Source organism: Vibrio sp. QJM3NY_21 (assembly GCF_057785975.1).
The window spans coordinates 1,084,892-1,100,324 of record NZ_CM173514.1; the positions used below are offsets into that span (position 1 = coordinate 1,084,892).

General features: G+C 40.9%; 17 protein-coding genes and 1 riboswitch. Of the genes, 5 read left to right on the forward strand and 12 right to left on the reverse strand.

The features are described 5' to 3' along the window. Positions 1 to 5: 5 nt before the first annotated feature. Positions 6 to 434 carry a hypothetical protein gene (locus tag AC3CID_RS20350; protein ID WP_488527337.1) on the forward strand — a complete coding sequence of 143 codons (429 nt, stop codon included), beginning with the start codon at positions 6 to 8 and terminating at the stop codon, positions 432 to 434. Positions 435 to 541: 107 nt separating this feature from the next. Beyond that, on the forward strand, positions 542 to 1,192 hold the full coding sequence (locus tag AC3CID_RS20355) for a DUF2057 family protein (RefSeq protein WP_372244163.1): 651 nt from the start codon (positions 542 to 544) through the stop codon (positions 1,190 to 1,192). An 88-nt stretch (positions 1,193 to 1,280) separates the two neighbouring features. Here AC3CID_RS20355 and AC3CID_RS20360 read toward each other — a convergent pair whose 3' ends face one another. The 5 genes from AC3CID_RS20360 to AC3CID_RS20380 form a co-directional block, all read right to left on the reverse strand. After that, on the reverse strand, positions 1,281 to 1,439 hold the full coding sequence (locus AC3CID_RS20360) for a hypothetical protein (RefSeq protein ID WP_017070406.1): 159 nt from the start codon (positions 1,437 to 1,439) through the stop codon (positions 1,281 to 1,283). 164 nt (positions 1,440 to 1,603) lie between these two features. After that, a complete protein-coding gene (locus tag AC3CID_RS20365; RefSeq protein WP_474356548.1) occupies positions 1,604 to 2,320 on the reverse strand; it encodes a Crp/Fnr family transcriptional regulator in 717 nt (238 codons plus the stop codon). Between the two features lie 371 nt (positions 2,321 to 2,691). Beyond that, entirely contained in the window at positions 2,692 to 3,690 is a 999-nt protein-coding gene (locus AC3CID_RS20370; RefSeq protein ID WP_054546972.1) for an adenosine deaminase, read from the reverse strand. Between the two features lie 90 nt (positions 3,691 to 3,780). After that, positions 3,781 to 3,880: riboswitch (purine riboswitch) on the reverse strand. Between the two features lie 86 nt (positions 3,881 to 3,966). Beyond that, complete coding sequence (locus AC3CID_RS20375; protein ID WP_004730462.1) at positions 3,967 to 4,461, reverse strand: GNAT family N-acetyltransferase; 495 nt, start codon at positions 4,459 to 4,461, stop codon at positions 3,967 to 3,969. A 166-nt stretch (positions 4,462 to 4,627) separates the two neighbouring features. Further along, positions 4,628 to 5,611, reverse strand: coding sequence for a DUF2860 family protein (locus tag AC3CID_RS20380; protein WP_488527338.1), 984 nt, complete (start codon positions 5,609 to 5,611; stop codon positions 4,628 to 4,630). Between the two features lie 202 nt (positions 5,612 to 5,813). On the opposite strand from AC3CID_RS20380, the gene AC3CID_RS20385 reads away from it, so the two are divergent. Next, on the forward strand, positions 5,814 to 6,311 hold the full coding sequence (locus AC3CID_RS20385) for a fasciclin domain-containing protein (RefSeq protein WP_488527339.1): 498 nt from the start codon (positions 5,814 to 5,816) through the stop codon (positions 6,309 to 6,311). Between the two features lie 142 nt (positions 6,312 to 6,453). Here the strand turns inward: AC3CID_RS20385 and AC3CID_RS20390 are convergent, their stop codons facing one another. The 6 genes from AC3CID_RS20390 to AC3CID_RS20415 all read right to left on the reverse strand — a co-directional run bounded on the left by AC3CID_RS20390 (position 6,454) and on the right by AC3CID_RS20415 (position 10,222). Continuing rightward, positions 6,454 to 6,750: a hypothetical protein gene (locus AC3CID_RS20390; protein ID WP_004730457.1), complete on the reverse strand. Its 297-nt coding sequence runs from the start codon at positions 6,748 to 6,750 to the stop codon at positions 6,454 to 6,456. 106 nt (positions 6,751 to 6,856) lie between these two features. Further along, positions 6,857 to 7,336: a GNAT family N-acetyltransferase gene (locus AC3CID_RS20395; protein ID WP_108156584.1), complete on the reverse strand. Its 480-nt coding sequence runs from the start codon at positions 7,334 to 7,336 to the stop codon at positions 6,857 to 6,859. 127 nt (positions 7,337 to 7,463) lie between these two features. Further along, the gene (locus tag AC3CID_RS20400; RefSeq protein WP_473578088.1) at positions 7,464 to 7,778 is read right to left on the reverse strand and encodes a cupin domain-containing protein; all 315 of its coding nucleotides are present in this window, start codon (positions 7,776 to 7,778) and stop codon (positions 7,464 to 7,466) included. 90 nt (positions 7,779 to 7,868) lie between these two features. Next, the gene (locus AC3CID_RS20405; protein WP_473578086.1) at positions 7,869 to 8,372 is read right to left on the reverse strand and encodes a YgjV family protein; all 504 of its coding nucleotides are present in this window, start codon (positions 8,370 to 8,372) and stop codon (positions 7,869 to 7,871) included. Positions 8,373 to 8,491: 119 nt separating this feature from the next. Beyond that, a complete protein-coding gene (locus AC3CID_RS20410) occupies positions 8,492 to 9,292 on the reverse strand; it encodes a PhzF family phenazine biosynthesis protein (protein WP_488527340.1) in 801 nt (266 codons plus the stop codon). Between the two features lie 279 nt (positions 9,293 to 9,571). Further along, the gene (locus AC3CID_RS20415; RefSeq protein WP_017073990.1) at positions 9,572 to 10,222 is read right to left on the reverse strand and encodes a LysE family translocator; all 651 of its coding nucleotides are present in this window, start codon (positions 10,220 to 10,222) and stop codon (positions 9,572 to 9,574) included. A 360-nt stretch (positions 10,223 to 10,582) separates the two neighbouring features. On the opposite strand from AC3CID_RS20415, the gene AC3CID_RS20420 reads away from it, so the two are divergent. Then, a complete protein-coding gene (locus AC3CID_RS20420) occupies positions 10,583 to 11,614 on the forward strand; it encodes an extracellular solute-binding protein (protein ID WP_341634095.1) in 1,032 nt (343 codons plus the stop codon). Between the two features lie 3 nt (positions 11,615 to 11,617). Beyond that, positions 11,618 to 14,050 carry a putative bifunctional diguanylate cyclase/phosphodiesterase gene (locus tag AC3CID_RS20425; protein ID WP_065206013.1) on the forward strand — a complete coding sequence of 811 codons (2,433 nt, stop codon included), beginning with the start codon at positions 11,618 to 11,620 and terminating at the stop codon, positions 14,048 to 14,050. A 357-nt stretch (positions 14,051 to 14,407) separates the two neighbouring features. Here AC3CID_RS20425 and AC3CID_RS20430 read toward each other — a convergent pair whose 3' ends face one another. Next, positions 14,408 to 15,433, reverse strand: a complete 1,026-nt coding sequence (locus AC3CID_RS20430) for a diguanylate cyclase domain-containing protein (RefSeq protein WP_065206012.1) — start codon at positions 15,431 to 15,433, stop codon at positions 14,408 to 14,410.

Sequence of the window (15,433 nt, forward strand, 5' to 3'; positions counted from 1 at the left end):
ATCACATGACATGGAACTTCAATTTACCCAATACGCGATCAAACGTGCTCTTAGCCCTTGGTGCGACCATTATTTTCGCCGTCGATTACCATGTTCCTTTGGGTGTTGCTATGGCAGTCCCTTACATTACGATTGTGATACTCGCATCGACAACAAGAGACCCATTTTCCACAATCATGTGGGCAATCATCTGCACTTTACTCACCCTATTCGGTTACTACTTGTCTCAATCGGGTAGCGAGACATGGTTTGTCGCTTTCAACCGAGTGATTACTATTTATGCCATTTGGGTTGCTGCTATTGTTCCTATGTACGTCACTCTTCAGCCGCCTCGAAACTCTCCTGAGAGCAATTTAGAAAATCCAGCAGAGGAAACGTTAAGACCGCACCATCGCGCGAACGAAAAAAACACGATTAATACGTTCAAAAATTAGGCTTAGGTTAAGTTTCGGTGAATTTTACCAAATCGAGACAAGACAACTTGAAATACTTCGTTCTGCATGAGATTGTAAAAATATCTCATTAAAATAACTGTATGATTATGAAGACATTACAATCCATTGCACTGCTTTCCACAATTATCGTAGCACCGCACGTGTTAGCTGACGTTGAAATCCAAGTTCCATCAAGTGTTGATATTCTAGCTGTCAACGAAGCTAAGCCAGATCTCGATGGTAGCTTATTCTCTTCTTATAAAACGCTAACCGTTCCGGACGGTCAAAATCAAATCGTATTCCAATATCAACTTGCTTTTGATAAAGGCAACGATCGTGAGTTCATTGATAGCGACGCTATTATTGCAACCTTTAGCGCGACTGACGCCGTATTAACGTTTGATATGCCTAAATACCGTAATACAGCTGAAGCGAAAAAAAGCCTTCAAAACTTAGATTGGAAACTGGTTGATGAAAACCAAAATGCAATCAGTGTTAAGCAAGATAAGCTGATCAAAGATGGCATGCAGATTGGTCGTAAGTACCCGCAAGAAGCGAAGGAATACAACCAAAAAGGCGGCATCGCTGCACTTACACTAGGTACTAGCGCGGGCGCAGCAGCAGTAGCACAACCCGTAACGCTTCCAGCAAAGATTGACGGAAATGCGGCGAATACAGCTGAAGAAATGTTGTATTTCTGGTACGAAAAAGCGGATGCTGAAACGAAGCAGAAATTCAAAGACTACGTGAACAAGTAGCTCAATGGTCTTAATTTAAAAACGAAAGAAGTTGGCGCACTGCCAGCTTCTTTTTTGTCTTCATCTAGATGATTTAGGCTTATATAGATTAAGCAGACTCAGTCGATAACACTTTTCCATCTACTTTTGTTGGCCACCCTAGCGCTTTGTATTCTGCAGCCAGTAAGTGCGCACAGCGGCTAGAAACTCTTGTTTTAATCCAATCACCAAGCCCCAATACTTTATATTCCAATACAGCCATTTTCATAACAATTCTATTCCGCTCTAATTCAATTTATAAATCTAGAGTGAACATTATAGATGTTCTCTTGTAATGTATGTTCCTAAAAGAACACTGTGCATAATTTTTTGAAATATCTAATAAACACTGAAAATCTAGTAATCCAAACGTTAGCTCGTAGTGTTAAAGATTCATGCCTTAATTTCAGCAACAGGATCTCGTATCATCAAATTCATCGGTGAGATATGCTCATACAAGCCCTTAACATCGGTGATAAACACCTTTCCTCTTTGTATCTTAACCAAGCCTTGTTGCTCTATCCCTTTAAGAACTTCGTTTAGCCTAGGTCTTGATATGCCTGTTATCGAACTCAGTTGAATTTGTGAAATATTAATGCTGACGGTTGCCCCCGCGATATTGGTCTGGCGTGCCGCAAGTTCCAACAAGACGTAAATGGTTTTCTGCTCTTTTTCATGAATCGAGGATAAGTAAGCCTGCATCCAAATAGATTGCGCTTTGGTTCCACAGTGAAGTAGCCATTTGTAAACCATGCACTTCCGCTCTGCGAGCTCTAATACCTTACTTGCAGGAAAAAGTACCATAGTGATAGGCTCGACTTCTTCTGCCACTGCAAAGAGGTTGTAGTCAGCATGTATAGACAAAGCACCCATCCAATCTCCCCTTCCAATAACACCACCAGATAAGCTTTTCATGTTTTCCGTAGAAAAACAGATTCCAGCGGAGCCACTTAAAATATAAAAGACACCGGGCAAATTCTGAAACTTTTTTGTAATCTCAAAGCTGTCGACACCCGTTTTAAAAACGGCAATATCAATCAAGCTTTCTATCAAGTCCGCTGACAATTCACACGGCCATTGTATTTGTTCACTGATTGTTGGCTCTAACAACAGTTTGTTCCTCCTCAGACAATCCCTGTGTCTGCTTTTATATGCTTATGCTTATGCTTATGCCTAAGTTGATCTCTATATCAATACAGCGTGACACTGTATATCTACACCTCGTTTAAATGTAGTTCATTAAAGCTTAAGGCAAGATGTTTTTACCTAAATAAAATCATATTTCTTAATGTCTTAAGCCACTTATCTAGCTTAAATCCCGCTTGAGAACCAAAATAAAAACGACCAACATTTGTTGGCCGTTTAAGCTTTCTAAGTCGCTGAATCCTGAGAGTTCGTTCGCATTCACCTTTACCCTAAACTTCGCCTTTAGCTTCAGACTGAAACTTTTAACTTTTAACTTTTAACTTTTAACTTTTGATTTAAGCGAGGTACGCCAAAACAACATCACGATATTGCTGTTTCAATGATTCTTCAATAAAGCTCGCTTCTATAGCATTTAAAGTAAATTGAGCAAGCTCTTGCTCCGTCATCTCATGAGCTAAGCTCACCGCGTTAAAGTTATCCGACATATAACCACCAAAGTATGCGGGGTCGTCCGAGTTAATCGTCACCGCTACGCCTCGTCTTAACAGCTCAACAATATTGTGGTCTTCCATCTCATCGAATACACGCAATTTAATATTAGACAGTGGGCACACGGTCAGCGGCATTTTGGTTTCAATCAATTCGGCTATCAGAGCTTCGTCGGTCATACACTGCACACCATGATCCACTCGGCTCACGCTGAGCATTTCAATCGCATCCACAATGTTTTGAGCAGGCCCTTCTTCTCCTGCATGGGCAACAGTTAAGAAGCCTGCTTGTTTTGCTTGCTGGAATACACGCTTGAACTTCTCTGGTGGGTGCCCTAATTCAGAAGAGTCTAGACCAACTCCGATGATCTTGTCTTGATGCTGCAACACCTCTGCGAACGTTTGAATGGCGCTCTCTTCAGATAAATGGCGCAGAAAACATGCGATGATTTGAGAGGTAATACCCAACTCTTTATGACTCTGTTCAAGCGCACGATGAATGCCGTTAATAACGGTGTCGAATGCAATGCCACGATCGGTATGTGTCTGAGGGTCAAAGAAAATTTCAGTATGGATAACATTGTCGGCTTTACAACGTTCTAAATACGCCCAGGTTAAATCATAGAAGTCTTGTTCAGTGCGCAATGCATCCGCACCTTGATAATAGATATCAAGAAATGACTGCAGGTCATCAAATTCGTATGCGTGTCTTAGCTGCTCTGGGGATGAATAAGGCAGATCAATGCCGTTGCGTTGAGCAAGTTGGAAAAGTAACTCAGGTTCGAGCGAACCTTCAATGTGTAAATGCAACTCTACTTTTGGGAGCCCTTGAATAAATGCGTTCATATTTCACCTACTATGGATTTTAGGTGTGCACTTACTCTGAATAATAGACAGGAGGTTTTCTTGAACGCCATTACAAAGAGTAAGAACACAATTGTGATCTAAACCCTTCGTAATCAGCACTTTGCGGGAGCTGGTAGAGACCCCCAAACCATATCATTGGGGTTATACGAAGCAAACGGTTGCCACTATACATAGTTCAGTGTGAATTTCACTAATCAATTACTCATTAACATAGTAAAAACCGATTTATATAGCAGGAACCCGTTTAGCTCGATATCAGCGATAATCCGGTCGAATTCTCGACATCAGTAACATATCGATATACTTACCCGCTTTGAATGTACTCAGCCTTTTCGCGCCTTCTAACTGAAAACCCACTCGTTCATATAAAGCAATCGCGGAGTGGTTATCTGCATGAACCTCTAACTCAAGACGCACGAGGTTTAGCCAGTTATCGGCTTGATTGATCGCTTCTAGCATTAAAGCCTTACCGACCCCTTTGCCATGCATCTCCGGATTAATCGCTATCGCAAGACCAGCGCAATGTCTGTCTCTCACCTTCGTGGTCATGAATAAAGTAATGTGACCTACGACCTTGCCAGAAACCTCCGCAACTAAAGTGAAATGGTCTGAGTGACCAAACAGTCGCTCCACTTGATCAGAGCTAAGAAAAGGCTTTTGTGAGGTATTCTCTAATACTGACGAGTGTCGATAAATATCAAAAATATCTTGGTTATCGGTGGGTTCAAGATGTCTAATTTGTATTTCCAAAGCGCTTCCTTATCATATTATTTTTGTCCATAAGCTAATTTTTATATTACGGATAGCAACGAGCACCTACAACCTTTGAAGGTGTAAGTGCTCGAAATAATTAAACAAATAGAAAGGCTGCTCTTAAGCTTCTGCTTTGATTAGTTTTGTTGACGTAGTGTGAATATCAGAATTTGTAGTCAACACCAACACTCGCTAATGCTTGTTCAGAGCTGTAAAAGTCAATCTTAGAGTCAATCGACCTTACACCGAGTAATGAAATAAACGACCAATCTTCATAACCCATTAAGCCACCGAACTCATAAGCTAAAAATGCACCGTATTCATTCTCTTCACGTACTTGCCCGTAAATTGGATTCGACTCATCATATTCACGATCACTTGCATCTAGGGTAACAACAAAACCGTGGCGACCGACTCTCTTCGCGTAGTTTAATTCAATTCCATAACTATCGAAGCTGAGTGCTCCTCCTTCTGCGTCTGAGTGGAAATACACCATTGAAGGAACAAATAGACCTGCTTGGTTTGGCAAGATAAAGCGGTACCCTGCTTTGGCGTACACATAGGTTCTTTCCCTATCCAGCAGCACAGCATTTTCCGGAGATAAGCCTTGGCTACCAGATAGCTCTTCATCAACATCAGATTGCCCAAATGCGAGATCCGTTCGAAAACCAGTTCCACCGATATTAGTGAGCTGCAGTCGTCCTACATTACCTTTCACATCCGTTTCATTTCGATTAACGCCAACAGCATACGGATCCGTCCAAGCCTTGCCCGAGATAAGCGTAGGAAGAACAGAAAAATCCAATATTGTGCCTCCAGATAGCTGATGTCGATAACCAATCTCAAAAGCAATGGTACCTGTTGCAATATCCTCTCGAGTGGTACCCGCATACACTTGATGAGTCAGTGACTCACCAAAGGTATATTGAACCGTACCCAAAAAACCGAGTAGCCCTAGATTTTCGCTGTCCCCCTCCTTGGTGTTAGTTGCTTGATTCGCGTCTTGCTCGGTGCTCAAGTTACTGCTGTCAGAAGATACACCCGTCAAGACACTGAAGTTACCACTGAAACCTTCCGTTGGTGCAAGGCCACTATAAGCTGGCATTGAAGCGAATGCCGAAAATACAACTGGTAAAACAAACCTCATATTCACATCCATTAATTGAATAATCACCCGTTAACTATATGTATTAAATTAAAATTATAACAACTATTTAACGGAGACATTCATTCAACTGACGAATTGGGTGTCTAAAAAATAGGTTCAAAGGTGCAATAAGTTGATCTATCGCTTTTAAGCTTTCGTAGAACTTCTCGAAAATAACGGACAAAACTCAAAGGAAGACAATATGTTTACCAAATTAATCAAAACCACATCAGTGCTAGTTGCGACGCTTCTTTTTACGGCTTTTGCTCACGCTAACCACCACGAGATGAAGAAAGACATCGTTGATGTTGCGGCTGAAAACGGCTCTTTCAATACTTTAGTGGCTGCAGTAAAAGCAGCGGACTTAATTGACACATTGAAAGGTGAAGGCCCTTTCACCGTATTAGCTCCCACTGATGAGGCATTTGCTGCGTTACCAGAAGGAACGGTCGACATGTTGTTGAAGCCAGAAAACAAAGACAAATTAGTTGCAGTGCTCACATACCATGTAATACCAGGTAAAATCATGGCCGCTGAAGTTATGAAGTTAAATAGCGCAGTGACGGTTCAAGGCGGTGCGGTAATGATAGCGATAGATGACGGCAACGTAATGATAAACAACGCCAAAGTTATTATGCCAGACGTTGAGGCTAGCAATGGTGTTATCCATGTGATTGACGCTGTGCTGTTGCCTAAATAAGAAATACAATATCGGTCAAAGTCTTTTAAGAGGGTGTGACAGGTCACGCCCTTTTCATCTTTTAACTAAAAAGTTAATAACGGTCTCAAGCCAACCGAGGCTGCCTTTATATCATCAAGAACTATATCAACAAGAACCCGAGTTACACAAACAAACGCCCAAATATTAGAAATGCCGCCATCGACACAACCTTAGTAAATACTACAACCCAAATGCAGTCACCAATACTCGAATGGGTCGCCTTCCCAAGTAGAAAGACAAACAGGATCAATCCTAGAACCCAACCAACGGTCGGAATCAATGACACCAAAGCAACGATTACAGCAATAGTAAGAAGGGATTTAAAGTCTGCGACCACGAAAGACATTTTGGAGGCGATATACATACAGCATGCGGTTATTAATGCGTCCATCACAAACGCTAAAGCTTCGATTCCCACGTTACTTCCTTCACTCAAATTAATTGTAGTGAATATTATCGCTAAAGTGATGATTTTTCTTTAAGAAGAGAATCAAAAGCAGGTGAAAACTGTAACAAAAATGAGATTACCGTTCGTCTGAAGGCACAACCTTTTCCATCACGTAATTGGTCAGCTTTACGCCACGCATTTCGACTTCCTGTTCATTAACCACCTTAAAGCCAAGGTGCTCATAGAAAGGCCTTGCGGTAATGCTTACTTCAGAGAAATATCTCGATATGCCACGAACTCGACCCACAGTGAAAACATGCTCCATCAACGCTTTCCCTACCCCCTTCCCTTGATATTCGTGGTGACAGAAAAAGTGATCAATCAAGCCATTGGGTTGCAGGTCAGTATAGCCAACTACGCAACCATCGAGTTCAGCCACAAAGGGTTGTAACCCATTCATACGCTTTTGCCATAACGCAAAGTCAAAGCTACTGGGTGCCCAAGCTTCTACTTGCTGTTGAGAATAATCTCGAACATTCACGTTACGTACGGTATGAAAGAAGATCTCCCACAGTGCTTTATCATCACTCGCTTGATAGTTTCGAATTCTAACCACGACATACTCCTTTTTGTCTTAAGTTCTTTCAGAGGTGCAAATTGACAGCTGAATCAGCAGGCTCAATAGTCCAAGCTCAACAGGCTCTGTAACCTGTATTCAACAGCCTCAGCTTTAGAACAAGATATCAACGATAAAACACAGCCAACCAGATCGTCACCATGTCTTTGTCCGTACCAATGACCTTGTGCTTTTCTCGTGCAGCGATGTTGATGTAATCCCCTTTTGATAAAGTCACAACGCGTCCATCTTCAAACTCGATGACACCTTTACCTTCAATCACCATCACCCATTCATTCTCATCTTGGTCATACCAACCCTCTTCTGGTGAGCTATGTCCATGCGACAATATCCTTTCGATTCGAACACTGTCGTTCGTAAGCAGGTCATTGAATATTTCATTGGGCATCGACGAAGGAACATCAGCGTAAATATTAGACATCGAACTATCCTAATCCTTGTTAACTGTAATCTGGTGCTGCGCTTTAAATCTTGCGGTTCTTTAACTTAATAAACCGTAGAAAGCCGAAACCTAGGCAGCAACACTCTTTTTGAAGTAAAAACGGTAATAGCCCACTAAGTTACTGCATATAAACAGCGCTTCCATCAGTACGGCTGTTGGAGAGCCAACTAAGTAGTTGTGAACCAACCAAAAACTGGTTCCGATGATCATCAATTCTCTTAATCGTCGGTCATCTCTATTGAAGGCTGCAAAGGTTTGAAATACGGAAGCAAAGCAACTCAATATGCTTGTCAGCCCCGAGTAAGTCACAACCGTTGCGACCACCGACATGGAACAGAACAAATATTTAAACTTAGACGATGTAGAAAACACGCTCGTTAAATAGCGAACAGTGGCAATCGTCATTAGGCTCGCCGCTGTCCATTGTTCGAGAAGAATAAAGTGGCTCGAAATAAGCACGCCAGCAAAGAACAGACAGGTGACGATTTTCTTCCTTTCCTTAAACTGGAATGACAAAAGATCGAAACAGATCGCAATCGCGACTAATACTTGAGAAAGATAAAAGGCTGACACGGTGATTCCTTCAATAATAACATTACGCCGAGCCGTTTCGTTCAACCATGAATAGCCTAAGAAAACTCACATGGTTAATTAAAAATACGGCAGCAGTGATCTAAAGCTTCAACAGAGAACTAAAGTTTCAACACACCACTAATCACAGTGATAGCAGAACCGACTAACTTTATTCGCCCGTTAGATAATAACTCTGTCGACATATAGCCACCACGACGAGACGCCTGATAAGCATTGAAACTACTTTTGTTTAGCTTTTCTGCCCAGTGCTGCGTCAATGCACAATGTGCCGAGCCAGTGACGGGGTCTTCATTAACACCCACCCATGGCGCAAAGTAGCGAGAAACAAAATCAAGTTCAGGATTTGATGGAACTGCCGTTACCACAACACCTCTACCATCCATGCGTTTCAAGGAGTCAAAGTTTGGCGACAAATCCAATAGAACGCGCTCATCAACGACTTCGATTAACTGCTTTGAATCAAACTCTCTAAATGAAACAACTTGGTTGAACTCCAAGCCAAGGTGTTCGAGCAATTCTTGATCGGGTTCCAGACTCGGCGATAAATGAGTGCTAGGAAAATCCAGCGCGATAGACGATTCACGAACCGTGGCAGATAACTCACCAGACAAAGTATCAAATACTACCTTATCACCCGTTTTCACTAACCCTTGCTCTTTCAATACGTGGACGGTTGCCAAAGTACCATGTCCACATAGTTTCACTTCTACTTCTGGCGTGAACCATTTAAGCGTCATAGTGTTAAGCACAAGAAAAGCCGTTTCTGATACCGCCATCTCTTCCGCTATTGAAAACATTAATACTTCATTCAAAGGCTCTTGAGAAATACAAACCCCAGCAGGATTTCCTTTAAAGGCTTGGGTTGTGAACGAATCTACTTGATATATATCTAAACCCACAATGGTTCCTAACTCTAATATTGGATAACTATTGTTGCCTACAATAAGCACAAACACCCTGTGCTACAAGTATTTAACAACAACTTTATTAATACCTTATTTAAGAAGTAAGGAATGATAAACAAAGAGTTATGAAAAGAATTGGTGGATTAAGTAGAAGGTTGAATATAGGGCAGACAAAAGATAAAACTTATCAGCCCTAATAGGAAACAAGCGTACATTTGCGTCTCATAGGCAACATATCTTGCCAAAAGCGTAGGTTACTCAGTAATGATAAATCTACTGACGTACCAGAGCAGATTTCACAATGGTCAAGCCAAGCAGCCCCAGCATGACTCCTGTCACTTTATCAATATAGTAAGCAACACGTGTAAACTCTCGACGAACTTTAGGTGCCGATAAAAGGAATATGATTGCTGCATCCCAGACAAATACAACTACCGTCATCCAAACTCCCAGCCCGAGCTTGAACATAAAGCTTACATCATTATTCAATACCACAGTGAATAAGCTTAAATAGAACAAGAGATTCTTGGGGTTGAGGGCTCCTGATAAGAAACCAGTGATGAACTCCTTTAGGAAAGTCGTTTGGCTCGATGCATTTTCTGGTACCACATCTATATTGTTGTAATTACATTTCTTCGCTCTTATTGCTTGAACAGCAAGATAGACAAGAAACAATCCACCAACAATTTTCAGAGCAATCATAACGGAAACGGATGCCGCTAGAATCGACCCTACTCCAACCAAGCACAAAGCAATATAAACCGCATTCGCACTGGCAATACCGAATGCAACACCTAATGCTTTTCTTCCCTTATTTCGAACGGCACTCTTCACCACTATCACAAAGTCAGGCCCGGGACTCAACAGCGCTAGAAAGTGAGCAATCGCCACGGTAACAAAAATTCCGACTAAACCTGCATCCATAAATCAATATCCTTATTGTAAAAATTAATGCATTATTATTGCATAATTATTAGAGGCTGGGTTTTATTGGTTAAGTGTTAATGTTTAGATACGAAGAGAATCAGACAGACAACACGTTTTCATCAGTCTTGTTAGGTACGAGACTTCCTAATAATAAGCTTTTCAATATTTAGATTATCAAACCACGATTTAGCTTAGTGAGCTTTTGACCAAGGCTCAATAACTCGCTTATTTGGAGTCAGAAAATTGTTGTTCACGTGCAATGCATTAGGTTGTACTAAAATAAGAGGCCTAAATTTGAACTATGTCTCAAGAATTGGGCTACGATTTAATTAATCACAGTACGAAAGGAATCCGTCAGTGAAAACATTCTATGTTTCAATTGTTGCGTCATCATCCTTTTTAACTGGCTCTGCACTTAGCCAAACCCATGAAATTTATCTCTACAATTGGGATGAGTTTTTATCTGATCGTGTCATTACTCAGTTACGCGATACTTACGATATTTCGCTGAAACAACAGTACTTCTCTGATGAGTCAATAAGAGATGAAGTTTTGTTGAGCGAACGTCGAGGCGCTTTTGAACTAGTTATTGTAGAAAGTGTAAAACTTAAAGCGTTAGCCGAACAAAATCTATTCCACAACCTCCAAGACTTGCAACAATCCATTGCAGGAAACTTTGATTCTAGATGGGTTGATGGATGTGGAGATTACGGTATCCCTTATGCTTGGGGGACATCAGGTATCTTGTATCGAAGCGATAAAGTTGCTACTCCCGAATCTTGGAATGCCATTCTTGATCCCGACACAAAAGCCAGTGGCAAAATAAGTATGTATTACGAACCAACAGATTTAGTGAGTACTGCACTGTTGGCACATCAATTTGATCCATTCACGAACAACGAACAAGAACTGCGCGTTGCGTATAAAACCCTACAAACACAGAAGCCGCATCTTGAAAGCAACGAATACGTTATCGATTATATTCACCAGCCTGAACGCCTCTCAAACATTGACCTCGCCTACGGTTATTCAGGCGATAGCTATGCACTCAATGATGCCGAGCCTGGTTCATCTTGGGCATATGTCGTGCCTCAAGAAGGAACAACTTTGTGGCTAGAGTGTATCGCAGCAATTAACAACGGAGCGTTATCTTCACAAGCCACCACAATAATGACATTCTTATCTCAACCCAATATCGCCGCTCAAAACGCGATGGATTCATGGTTTGCAACCCCTAGTACAAAAGCAAAAGAGTTGACATCTCAAGAGTATCAAAATGACCCTGAACTTTTTCCTAGTAAAGAGATATTAGATCGCAGCTACCTATATAAACAATTAGAACCTAATAGCATTCAAATTCGTAACCGTATTGTCGACAGTCTGAGATAATTGATGCCAGTATTGAAAAAGCTGTATTTCGTACTCATACCAACACTGCTATTTGTCTTTACGATAGCGGGAATGGTCACCTATAATTTCGCATCAAACCATGCGAAACATATGTACCTCGACAAAGTACAATCTGACGTTAACACTGCGTTAGTTGCTGCTGAGTATGAACAACTCGGTTTGTCTTTGTTAGTTAAAGATATCGGGTCGTCGTTACAGTTTCTTCGCTACATTCAAAACCCTAGTGATTACACCACCCTGTCTCTCCTTGAAAAACGAGTACTGCGCGTAATAAACCAGAACCACGTTAGCCAATTTGGACAACGTAATATCTACATCATAGATCCCAAGTTTAAATTAACACTGTCTACATTGAGAGCCGACCCTTTCGAAGGGTTAAAAATTCCCGATAATATTTATGAAAAAATCTTCGACATATATACTTCATTGATAAATAAGAACGAACTATCAAACGAAGGTTTTTCTTATATCTCAGTCAGTGGTGAGCTTAGGTACGCTTATGTTGCTGCAATTGATCCTTATTTACTCCCTCAGGATAAACGTGCAAATAACAGTTTAAATCGATACATATTGATTGCCGACGGGCCCTTAAAGCAACTCTCTAGCTTGTTAATCAAATACAACGATGATGACAATATGCAGCTATTGATTGAACCTTCATCAGACGTTGCCAACATCGAAAATACTCAGTTCGTCATCAAGTCCATTGAACAAACTAACGAAAGCATCAATGTACAGATGACAAGCCGTCATCTCATTGCTCAAGTTAACATTCGCGAGAAAAAGTTTAATCATGAGAAAGCCATCATCGCCAAACAGACCCTACTTGGCTGCTTAGCCACTCTATTTATAATCATGTTAATTGTCCACCTGGTTGTGCGATACCAACTTGTGCGCCCCCTCAAAGGCTTATTGCACGAGATATCTATCGGTGGGTTAAAGCTTCGTTATTTCAAGCGGTCGTCTGGGCAAAGTGAAATTGATGGCTTAAAGAACGCGTACATTGACTCGTTGACGGAATTAAAATTCGAAGCTGAGTTTGATCAACTCACTAAGTTAGCCAACCGACGTTCGTTCATACGTCACCTTGATGTACGTTTAAAAAGTTCAATGAACTCACGTTGCTATCTGGTTTGTTGGGATATCATCGATTTCAGAAAAATCAATGATTTATACGGTGCAAAAGTAGGTGATAATGTGCTAATTAGCCTAGCTAAAGCATTGAGAGAAACGCTACAGAACCAACAATCGTCTTTGGGCTTTAGTTGTAGTGATTATTCTCTTGCAAGGCTCGGGGGAAACCAGTTTATTGCCATATTGGAAATCGATGAACATCAATCGATAAGCGAAGAAATTGAGAACATCAACAACACACTGACCGGAACCACTTTCCTTGATTACTATGGATTTAGGCTCTCGGTTGCAACAGGCGTATTGCCTGTCGACACACCAAAATTTGAAGAGATTTGGCATCGATGTATTGATGAGATGTTGATCAATGCTAAGTCTCACAGTGATGGCGAAAGTCGCGTTATTTACGGCGAAGAGTTATTACACACATTAGAGAGACATGATGTCATCGAGAAAAGGCTTTTGGAATGTTGTGAAAGTGACAATTTTGAACTCCGTTTCATGCCTATTCTCAATGCCCAAACACTTCACATCGATGGCGCAGAGTGCCTTATCCGTTGCCCTGCTTTGTTTAGTATTAATGCCGGACCCGATGAATTCATTCCTGTCGCTGAAAAAAGTAATCTAATTTCAAAACTCGACATGTGGGTGATTAGTACCGCAATCAAGAGCTATAAAGAGCTTTCAGAGGTTCACAAGTACGAAGGTACCTTATCCATCAACATTTCAGCAATGGAGTTATATAACCGCAATTTTGCAAATAACATTCGTAAAGTTCTTGAACGATATCAAGTGCCTCCGGCCAAGATTATTATCGAAATTACCGAGACCAGTTATGTCAAAAGTACAAAACTTACGGTTCAAACTATTGAAAACCTCAGAGGCTTAGGACTAAAAGTGTCCCTCGATGATTTTGGTACTGGCTACACCGCATTTAATCAACTTCTCCACTACCCTGTGGATGAGTTAAAGGTGGATAAGAGTTTTATCGATAATATCGTAAACGACAAAGCCGGCCGCAAGATGGTCGAATCAATGATTAACTTAGGCCATTCTTGTGACACTTTAGTTGTCGGTGAGGGTGTGGAATCAATAGAGCAATATCGACATCTCAAAGAGGCGAATTGCGATTTGATACAAGGTTACTTATTCAGCCAACCATTAACATACCTTCAATTTATCGAGTTTGTTCGAGACCATAATCCTCAGGAAATCTTAGACCCTCAATCCACTGTAGATTCTAGTCCTGACGAAAGAATTGTTTCTCTAACTCAGAAAAAATAACCTCAATACATCGCTTCATATTTTCGAATTCGTATTGGTTGCCACTATTATCCGCAGCGCAGAGAGTTCGCCATCTCATCCATCTCATCCATCTCATCCAAGATAAGGTCCGAAGTGAACAAATCAGTTCTGACATTGCTCTTATGGTGAAAATTAAACGAACGAAGAATCCAATTAAAGCGATATCAAGTAGTCAATAGAAACGTAAAACGACTAAATAAAAGATTGGACACGAGCGATACATTGCTCAACCTAAACGCGGCTGAACGAAGAGGAACCGAGCAAAGCGATTAATGAATGGGGAGAATGAATTAAACAGCTCAGGTAAACTCAATAATGCTCTCACATGAAAGAGCATTAACCTTGCATGGTGGTGACCAACTCCATCATGTCTTTAGAACTTATATTTTTCTTATGTCTCACTACAGCGTCAATCATCAATTCTAAATTACCTGCCGAAATATAATCACTGAGCACCTCGTTAAATTTCTCCTGTATTTCACCACTCGCATGTAAGTGATCAGGGATAAAGAACAAAAACTGACTACCACTGCTACGAAACGAAATAGCACTTTCAGGGATCTTTGCCGTAAGAGACTTAGCGGCTGAACTCACGACTAAGTCGCCATATTCAAGCCCATACTTTTGATTAATCTCGCTAAGATTTCTGATTCGCACGAAGTACAGATCGAAGTTGTTGTCTCTCGAGTAATTATTTTTTACAAATTTCATTAGCGAGACTCTATTATGAAATCCTGTAATACAATCGGTCGAACGGAGTTTTCGTTTAGCGGAAAAATCGATATAAAAAATAGCTCCCGTCATCATCAATATTAAAACAAGAAACGCGCTACTGATTTGATGAACCATGACCAATTTGTCGACCATGGAGGTGTTTTCCTCTATCACTGGGCTTTGTAGGCGAAATTTTTCATTAATAAAGCCCACTAACGTGTGATAACAAATATCGATTTTTTTCTGTAACGACTCTTTAGGAAGGACGCCTTCGTTGACTAGCTTAATTGAAGACTCTAACGCCTTAAACTTTTCAAACTCTGTTGTAAAGTAAGGTCTAAAGTTGGCTGACTTAATGAAGTTAGACGATTCAGTGCTGTTTATTAAAATATCAAAACGACTCCAAGTAATATCGTACGCTAACCATAATTCATCATAATCGATGGTGTCAGAGCGACTGACCATCAAGAAGTTGGCGTATTCTTTTACTAACTGAAAAACGAACCACGTTGCTTCATTTTGTCGACTCGAAAAACTCTTATTGATGTCGTTAATACGCGTGACACTGTAGATATTTACGGCGAGCACCACCGCCGCTAAGGATAACACGACAATTTTAATGGCAGCCAATGACAGCAGCTTTTTCAT